Origin of the sequence: Streptomyces sp. NPDC058240 (assembly GCF_042882135.1) — a bacterium.
Lineage (GTDB): Bacteria > Actinomycetota > Actinomycetes > Streptomycetales > Streptomycetaceae > Streptomyces.
The window spans coordinates 47922-56081 of the sequence record NZ_JBHVWT010000038.1; the positions used below are offsets into that span (position 1 = coordinate 47922).

Annotated in this window: 6 protein-coding genes and 1 pseudogene; 6 read left to right on the top strand and 1 reads right to left on the bottom strand. The window is 71.3% G+C overall.

The window, feature by feature from the left end:
* Positions 1 to 123: 123 nt before the first annotated feature.
* A complete protein-coding gene (locus ACFVX4_RS33715) occupies positions 124 to 1302 on the bottom strand; it encodes a pyridoxal phosphate-dependent aminotransferase (protein WP_389984849.1) in 1179 nt (392 codons plus the stop codon).
* A gap of 726 nt (positions 1303 to 2028) precedes the next feature.
* On the opposite strand from ACFVX4_RS33715, the gene ACFVX4_RS33720 reads away from it, so the two are divergent.
* From ACFVX4_RS33720 to fbaA, 6 genes and pseudogenes are all read left to right on the top strand, one after another.
* Entirely contained in the window at positions 2029 to 2571 is a 543-nt protein-coding gene (locus ACFVX4_RS33720) for a DUF2617 family protein (RefSeq protein WP_389984852.1), read from the top strand.
* A 63-nt stretch (positions 2572 to 2634) separates the two neighbouring features.
* A complete protein-coding gene (locus ACFVX4_RS33725; RefSeq protein ID WP_389984855.1) occupies positions 2635 to 4233 on the top strand; it encodes a polyamine aminopropyltransferase in 1599 nt (532 codons plus the stop codon).
* A 125-nt stretch (positions 4234 to 4358) separates the two neighbouring features.
* Positions 4359 to 5357 (top strand): carbon monoxide dehydrogenase, encoded by a 999-nt coding sequence (locus ACFVX4_RS33730; RefSeq protein ID WP_389984857.1) that lies wholly within the window; start codon positions 4359 to 4361, stop codon positions 5355 to 5357.
* 25 nt (positions 5358 to 5382) lie between these two features.
* A pseudogene (locus tag ACFVX4_RS33735) lies at positions 5383 to 6180 on the top strand (aldose 1-epimerase); the annotation flags it as partial.
* Positions 6181 to 6274: 94 nt separating this feature from the next.
* Positions 6275 to 6814: an orotate phosphoribosyltransferase gene (gene pyrE / locus ACFVX4_RS33740; RefSeq protein WP_389984859.1), complete on the top strand. Its 540-nt coding sequence runs from the start codon at positions 6275 to 6277 to the stop codon at positions 6812 to 6814.
* Positions 6815 to 7025: 211 nt separating this feature from the next.
* Positions 7026 to 8048 carry a class II fructose-bisphosphate aldolase gene (fbaA, locus tag ACFVX4_RS33745; protein WP_389984861.1) on the top strand — a complete coding sequence of 341 codons (1023 nt, stop codon included), beginning with the start codon at positions 7026 to 7028 and terminating at the stop codon, positions 8046 to 8048.
* Positions 8049 to 8160: the final 112 nt, after the last annotated feature.

Below are 8160 nucleotides of genomic sequence, written 5' to 3' on the forward strand. Positions count from 1 at the left end.
GGGGGGGGAGAAGGGGGAGGGTGGGGACCCACCCCCTGGGGGCGCCGAACCCCGGTACGACAGCAACACCCCACCCTGGGGGGGCGGCTCCCCCCCCCCCCCCCGCCCCGGGGTGAGCCGGTTTCAGGGCGCCAGTCGACGCAGGCGGCCGACCGCGTCGTGGAGGATGTCGTCGCGCTTGCAGAAGGTGAAGCGGACCTGGCTGCGGCCGGCGTCGGGGTCGTCGTAGAAGACGGAGTTGGGGATGGCGACGACGCCGCAGCGTTCGGGGAGCGCGCGGCAGAAGGCGTAGGCGTCCTTCTCGCCGAACGGGGTGATGTCGGTGGTGATGAAGTACGTGCCCTGAGGCTGGTAGACCCTGAACCCGGCCGCCCGCAGGCCGTCGCCGAGCAGGTCGCGCTTGCGGCCGAGGTCGGCGCGGAAGCCGTCGAAGTACGCGTCCGGGAGGCGCAGCGCTTCGGCGATCGCGTACTGGAACGGGCCCGCGCTGACGTAGGTCAGGTACTGCTTGGCCGTCCGGACGGCGGCGAGGAGCGGGGCGGCGGCAGTGACCCAGCCGACCTTCCAGCCGGTGTACGAGAAGGTCTTGCCGGCGGACGAGATCGAGACCGTGCGCTCGCGCATGCCGGGCAGGGAGATCAGCGGGATGTGTTCGCCCTCGAAGACCAGGTGCTCGTAGACCTCGTCGGTGACCACCAGCAGGTCGTGCTCCACCGCCAGTCCGGCGATGACGGTCAGCTCCTCGCGGGTGAGGACCATGCCCGTCGGGTTGTGGGGGCTGTTCAGCAGCAGCAGCCGGGTGCGGGGCGTGATCGCGTCCCGGAGGGCGTCGAGGTCGGGGCGGAAGTCCGGGGCGCGGAGGGTCAGCGGGACTCGTACGCCGCCCGCCATGGCGACGCAGGCGGCGTACGAGTCGTAGTACGGCTCGAAGGCGATGACCTCGTCGCCCGGCTCCAGCAGGGCGAGCATGGCGGCGGCGATGGCCTCGGTGGCGCCGGCGGTGACCAGGACCTCGGTGTCGGGGTCGTGGGTGAGGCCGTAGCGTCGCTGCTGGTGCTCGGCGATCGCGGCGCGCAGTTCGGGGACGCCGGGGCCCGGCGGGTACTGGTTGCCGTGGCCGTCGCGCAGCGCCCGGACCGCGGCCTCCCGGATCTCTTCGGGGCCGTCGGTGTCGGGGAAGCCCTGGCCGAGGTTGATGGAGCCGGTCCGTACGGCAAGCGCCGACATCTCCGCGAAGATCGTCGTACCGAACTCGGCGAGGCGGCGGTTGAGCAGCGGTCGTCCCTGTGTCATGGCTGCCATCCTGCGCGGAAGCTCTGGAGTTGCTCAAGTCTGCTTTGGCGGTTCGGGGGCGGGGGCATCCCCCACACACGCAGGAAGCGCACGGGAGCGGGGGGACCTCGCTTCGGGGGACGGAAGGACGTGAGGTCGGTGAAGGTTCTTGTCGGAGTGGTGATCGCGGTCGGTCTGATCGTGCTGCTCGTCTCGGTCCTGGTGAAAGCCGGGAACCGGTCGAAGGCGGGCAGGCGGGGTACGCGGCGGGGGGCCGCGGGCAGCGCCGCGGGAGGCAGCTGGTGGGCCGGGGGTGACGGCGGCGGCGGTTCGTCCTGCGGAAGCGGCAGCGGGCATTCCGGTGGGCACTCCGGAGGCCATTCGTGCGGCGGTGGTCACTCCTCCTGCGGTGGTGGCTCCTCGTGCGGCGGCGGGGGCGGATGCGGCGGAGGCAGCTGACCCGGACAGCTGGTTCCGGAGGTGCCCGGCGGGTGAACTCCCGCCGGGCACCTTTTTGTTGGGGCTTTTCGCGAGTTGCCGGTGAACAGATGATCCGAGTGGCCCCCGAGGGGATGGAAACCACGGCAAGTTGGGTAAAAACCCTGTGGATACGGCTTATTCGTGGTTCCCTCGGTTGAGAGAACATTCAGCCCTCGGACCCCAGTTGGACCTGATCGGGCGCTACCCACCTCCCACGTGCATCACGTCGGGGGCGTCCCCTGTCCATGTGTCCATGCTTGCTTGCGGAGCCGACTCATGCTCACGACCCTCCAGACGGCTTATTCCGACACCCGTGCTGCCGACCTGGCCTGGGCGCTCGGGCGGGAACCACTCCCCGCCCTGGCCGTGCTCGATCTCGATCTCGCGGGCGCCAGGCTGCAGATGCGCCTGCTCGGCGCCTCCCACCAGGTACTCCTCGAAGAGGACCGCGGCACCTGTTCCGAAACCGTCGCCTGTATCCCCGGCAGCAGCACGCCGCTTCCGCTCGGTGTCTCCAAGCGGCTCGGGGAATGGGAGTACGAATTCGCGGCGCGTGTCGAGACGCTCTCGGAGGGCTCGTTCGCGGGGCGCGCGCAGGAGCTCCTCGCGCTGGTGGCCGACCATCCCCACGGTCTCGCCGGGACGTTCCCCGGCAGCCCGCACGCCTTCACCGCCATGCTCGCCCAGCGGACCGAGGGCCAGGTGCGATGGCGCACCTGGCACGCGTACCCGCAGGAGGGGCAGTTGGTGGTGACGCGCACCCGGGTGGGAACGCGGATGCCGGCGACGGCACTCCGAGAAGTGTCAACTCCGTTGTGAGCACGCCACTTACACCCTTGTGGGTGACAGGCTGCCATGTGATCGTGACGTAGCGTTCGCACCATGATCGACCAGCAGGTGTCGCTGCGAGGGGGCGCGGCGTGTATTCCCGTACGACCGAGGACCGGTCGGTATCTCGTGCTGGCCGCTGTCTTCGTCTGTGCTGCCTGCGGTCTGGTGTACGAGCTCGAACTGGTGGCACTCGCCTCCTATTTGATCGGTGATTCCGTCACCCAGGCATCGGTCGTGCTCTCCGTGATGGTGTTCGCGATGGGTGTCGGATCGCTTCTCGCGAAACGTTTACGCAGCCATGCCGCAGTGGGTTTCGGGCTGATCGAGGCGGCCCTCGCGCTCGTCGGCGGTTCCTCGGCGCTCGTGCTGTACGCGTCGTTCGCCTGGATCGGGGAGTCGCGCTACGCCCTGGTCGGGTTCTCGCTCACGATCGGCATCCTGATCGGTGCGGAGATTCCGCTGCTGATGACCTTGATCCAGCGCGTCGACCGGCAGGACGCGGGCGGCGCCGTCGCGGATCTCTTCGCCGCCGACTACGTGGGCGCGCTGGTCGGCGGGCTCGCGTTCCCTTTCCTGCTGCTGCCGGTGCTCGGACAGCTCACCGGGGCGCTGTTCACCGGTGCGGTCAACGCGGCGGCGGGCGGGGCGCTGGTGCTGTGCGTGTTCCGGCGGGATCTCAACCCGCGCTCCCGCTGGCTGCTGATCCTGTTCAACGTGGCGGTGATCGCCGTGCTGGCCGTCGCCACCGCACTGGTCGACGACTTCGAGCGGGCGGCGCGGCGCGCGGTGTACGGGGACGGGGTGCGGGTCGCGATGCAGACCGAGGTGCAGGAGGTGGTGCTGACCGGGTCGGGCCGCAGCTCCCTGGATCTGTATCTGGACGGGCGGCTGCGGGTCAGCGCGCGCGACGAGTACCGCTACCACGAGGCGCTGGTGCACCCGGCGATGAACGGGCCGCACGCCCGCGTCCTGATCCTGGGCGGCGGCGACGGCCTCGCCGCCCGGGAGGTGCTGCGCTACCCGGACGTACGCGACGTCACCGTGGTCGAGCTGGACCAGGGCGTCACCCGGTTGGCCCGTACCGACCGGGCGCTCTCGGAGCTGAACGGCCACGCGTTCCGTGACCCGCGGCTCACGGCGGTCACCGCGGACGCCTTCAACTGGCTGCGGGCGGCGCACGGCCGCTATGACGTGGTGATCTCCGATCTGCCCGACCCGGGGATCTCCACCAGCACGAAGCTCTACTCGGCGGAGTTCTACGGGCTGGTCGCCGAGGCACTCGCGCCCGGCGGCCGGCTGGTGGTGCACGGGGGCCCGCCGGTCTCCCGGCCACGTACGTTCTGGACGGTCGAGGCGTCGATGCGGGCGGCGGGCCTGCACACCCGCCCGTACCGGATGAGCGGCCGGCTCTCGGATTCCGCGGCCGGTCCCGACCGGGCCACACACCGGGCGCACCCCGCGCACGGCTGGGGCTTCGTCCTCGCCGGTCCGGGGAAGAGGCCGGAGCTCGGTCTCGCCGTGAGGGCACCGGCGCTGCGGTCGATGACGGAGCCCGTGCTGGTGAACGCGGGACGGGAGGCGGAGAGGGCGCGGCCGGCGGGGCTGCCGCCGTCGACGCTGGTGCATCCGCGGTACTGGGAGGACCGGTGAGTGCGGCGTGGCTTTCTCATATGTCTGCGGAGGGCCGGGGAGTCGGGGGCGTGGCCCGTGTGCCCGGTGGCCTCGCGGGGTGGAACCGCTGACGTGACGGCCGGGGCTGAGTAGGCTCGGTTTCCATGGAGCATGAGGTGTTCGTTCCGGTTCCGGTCCCGTCCCTCCGGCGGACGCTGGGTGACCCCGCCCGCGTCGCGCGATGCGTGCCGGGGCTTCAGCAGGATGCCGACGCGTCCGCGGGCCCGCTGTCCGGCCGGCTCAAGGTCCGGGTCGACGGCCACACGATCACGTACCGCGGCGCGCTGAGACTCACCGATGCGCCGCAGGACGGCCCGGAGGGGGCGCGCGGGGAAGCGGTCCTGGTGACCGGCGAGGGCTCCGAGGCCAGGGGAAGCGGCTCGGCGAAGCTGACCCTGACCATCGGCCTGACCGAGCGGGACGGCGGTACGGCGATCGGGTTCGCGGGTACGGCGAGCGGTGACGGCCGGCTGCTGGAGCTGGACGCGGCGGCGGCGCTCGCGGCGGCCCGCCGGCTGCTGGACCGCTTTGCCCAGCAGCTGGTGACGGAGACGCTGGCGGCCGGCGAAGAGATGGGCGAGAAGACCGGCGAGGTGCTCGGGGAGGCCGAGCGGTCTGTCGGGGAAGCGGTGGAGCAGGCCATCGAGGAGGCGGCCGAGGAGGCCGACACGACCGGCGCGGCCGCCGCCGACGACACCCCGCCCACCCATGACGCGGCGGCGGACGAGGCGCCCGCCGCAGGCGCAGGAAAGCCCGAGGAACCCACCGCCGGGGAACCGGGGGAGCCGGGGGAGCCCGGGAACCCGCCGGGTACCGGCTCCGTCTTCGACGCGCCCGTGCCCCCGCCGTCGCTCGACCCGGTCTCCGAGGTGGAGTTCACCGTCCCCGAAGGCCCCCCGGCGGAGGCCGCGCACGCCAGGCGCACCATGATCGGCCGCAGCGCCGAGGAGGTCGACCACGCGCCGCCGCGCGGCCGGTACGCGCCCGTCCCGTCACCCGATTCGACCACCGCGGGTGCCACGCTCCGCTGGGTCGCCCCGGCCGCCGCGCTCGCGCTGGCGTCCGCCGTGGTGGTGAGCCGGGCACTGAGGCGGCGGCGGTAGCGGTCGCGCCAGTAATCTCGGTCGGGTGAGTAGCAGCGAGAAGGACGTCCGGCTGTCCGTCGGCGACGCAGAGTTGACCGTGAATCCCGCCAACGGCTGTCGCATCGACAGTCTGCGGATCGGTGGCACCGAGCTGCTGCGGCAGGGGGAGCGGTACGGCTGCTTCCCGATGGTGCCGTGGTGCGGGCGCACCGGGAACGGGCTGTTCCACAACGGCGACGTCCCGCACCGGTTGCCGCTCAACTCCCCGCCGCACGCCATCCACGGCACCGGCCGGGACACCGCCTGGCACACCGCCCGGCTGGGCGAGCGGGAGGCGTCGTTCTACTACGACCTCGTCGACCCCTGGCCGTATCCGGGCCGGGTGACCCAGACCTTCGAGCTGGCCGAGGATTCGCTCACGCTCGCCTTCGGCATCGAGACGTACGGGGACTCGTTCCCGGCGCAGGCGGGCTGGCACCCCTGGTTCCTGCGCAACCTCGGCGGCGGTGGCAAGGACGCACAGCTGGCCTTCGACCCGGCCTGGCAGGAGGAGCGGGGCGAGGACCATCTCCCGACCGGCCGCCGCATCCCGCCCCTGGGCGGCCCCTGGGACGACTGCTTCGGGATGCCGGACGGCGTCGAGGTGACGCTCACCTGGCCGGAGCAGCTGGAGCTGACCGTGAAGAGCCGGGACGAGTGGGTCGTGATCTACGACGAGCAGGACGAGGCGGTCTGTGTGGAGCCGCAGTCCGGCCCGCCGAACGGGCTGAACACCGCGCCCCGCTATGTCACCCCGATCGATCCGCTGGAGATCTCGACGACGTGGAGCTGGCGCCGGCTCCGACCCGGCTCCGACCCGGCTCAGGAGTCGGCTCAGGAGTCGGCTCAGGACTCGGCGAGAGCTGATGCGAGACGCGCGCCTTAAGCTCGTAGCCATGACTGACGTACGTGCTGAGCTGCTCCAGCAGATCAAGGACAAGGCCGTGGTACACGGCAGAGTGACCCTCTCCTCGGGTCTTGAGGCCGACTGGTACATCGACCTGCGCCGCATCACGCTGGATGGCAAGGCCGCTCCGATGGTCGGTCAGGTCATGCTCGACGCGACCGCCGAGCTGGACTACGACTGCGTGGGCGGGCTGACGCTGGGCGCCGACCCGGTCGCCACCTCGATGCTGCACGCCTCCGCCGCGCGCGGGCAGGAGCTGGACGCGTTCGTCGTCCGCAAGGCGCAGAAGGCGCACGGGATGCAGCGCCGCATCGAGGGCACGGACGTGAAGGGCCGCCGCTGTCTGGTGGTCGAGGACACCTCGACCACCGGCGGTTCGCCGCTGACGGCCGTCGAGGCGGTGCGCGAGGCCGGTGGCGAGGTCGTGGCCGTGGCCGTGATCGTGGAGCGCGGTGCGGCTCCGGCCATCGCCGAGGCCGGTCTCCCGTATGTCCACGTCTACTCGGTGGCCGATCTCGACCTGGCCTGACGGTTGGCTCGACCTGCGGTTTCTTCCGGGGGTGGGCCGTTTCACGTGAAACGGCCCACCCCTTCCGCATGTCCGGCTCCGTGCGCCGGAGCGCTGGGGCGGTGGGCCGGGTGGAGCCGGAGCGAGAGTCTGGGAAGATGGGGGCGACGATGACGTCGCCCCCAGGTCAGGGAACCAGCACGCACACCCGCACATCCCAAGGAGCGGTCAGATGCCCATCGCAACCCCCGAGGTCTACGCCGAGATGCTCGACCGGGCGAAGGCAGGCAAGTTCGCCTACCCGGCCATCAATGTGACGTCGACCCAGACCCTGCACGCTGCACTGCGCGGCTTCGCGGAGGCGGAGAGCGACGGCATCGTCCAGATCTCCACCGGTGGGGCGGAATTCCTGGGCGGCCAGTACAACAAGGACATGGTCACCGGCGCCGTCGCCCTGGCCGAGTTCGCGCACATCGTCGCCGCCAAGTACGACATCACGGTCGCGCTGCACACCGACCACTGCCCCAAGGACAAGCTGGACGGTTACGTACGTCCGCTGCTCGACATCTCCGCCGAGCGCGTCACCCGGGGCGAGAACCCGCTGTTCCAGAGCCACATGTGGGACGGTTCGGCCGAGACGCTGGCCGACAACCTGGCCATCGGCCAGGAGCTGCTGGCCAAGGCCGCCGCCGCCAAGATCATTCTTGAGGTCGAGATCACCCCGACCGGCGGCGAGGAGGACGGCGTCACGCACGAGATCAACGACGAGCTGTACACCACCGTCGACGACGCGCTGCGCACCGCCGAGGCGCTCGGCCTGGGCGAGAAGGGCCGCTACCTGCTGGCCGCCTCCTTCGGCAACGTCCACGGTGTCTACAAGCCGGGCAACGTCGTGCTCCGTCCCGAGCTGCTGAAGGACCTCCAGGAGGGCGTCGGCGCCAAGTACGGCAAGAAGTCACCGTTCGACTTCGTCTTCCACGGCGGCTCCGGCTCCACCGAGCAGGAGATCGCCACCGCGCTGGAGAACGGCGTCGTGAAGATGAACCTCGACACCGACACCCAGTACGCCTTCACCCGCCCGATCGTGGACCACATGTTCCGCAACTACGACGGTGTGCTGAAGGTCGACGGCGAGGTCGGCAACAAGAAGGTCTACGACCCGCGCAGCTGGGGCAAGTCCGCCGAGGCGGGCATGGCCAAGCGCGTCACGGAGGCCTGCGCCAACCTGCGCTCCACCGGCACCAAGCTGAAGTAGCAGCCGGTACGAAGTGTGGTCGTGGGGGGGGGGGGGGGGGGGGGGGGGGGGGGGGAGGAGGGGGGGGGGGGGGGGGGGGGAGGAGGGGGGGGGGGGGGGTGTGGGCTGTTCT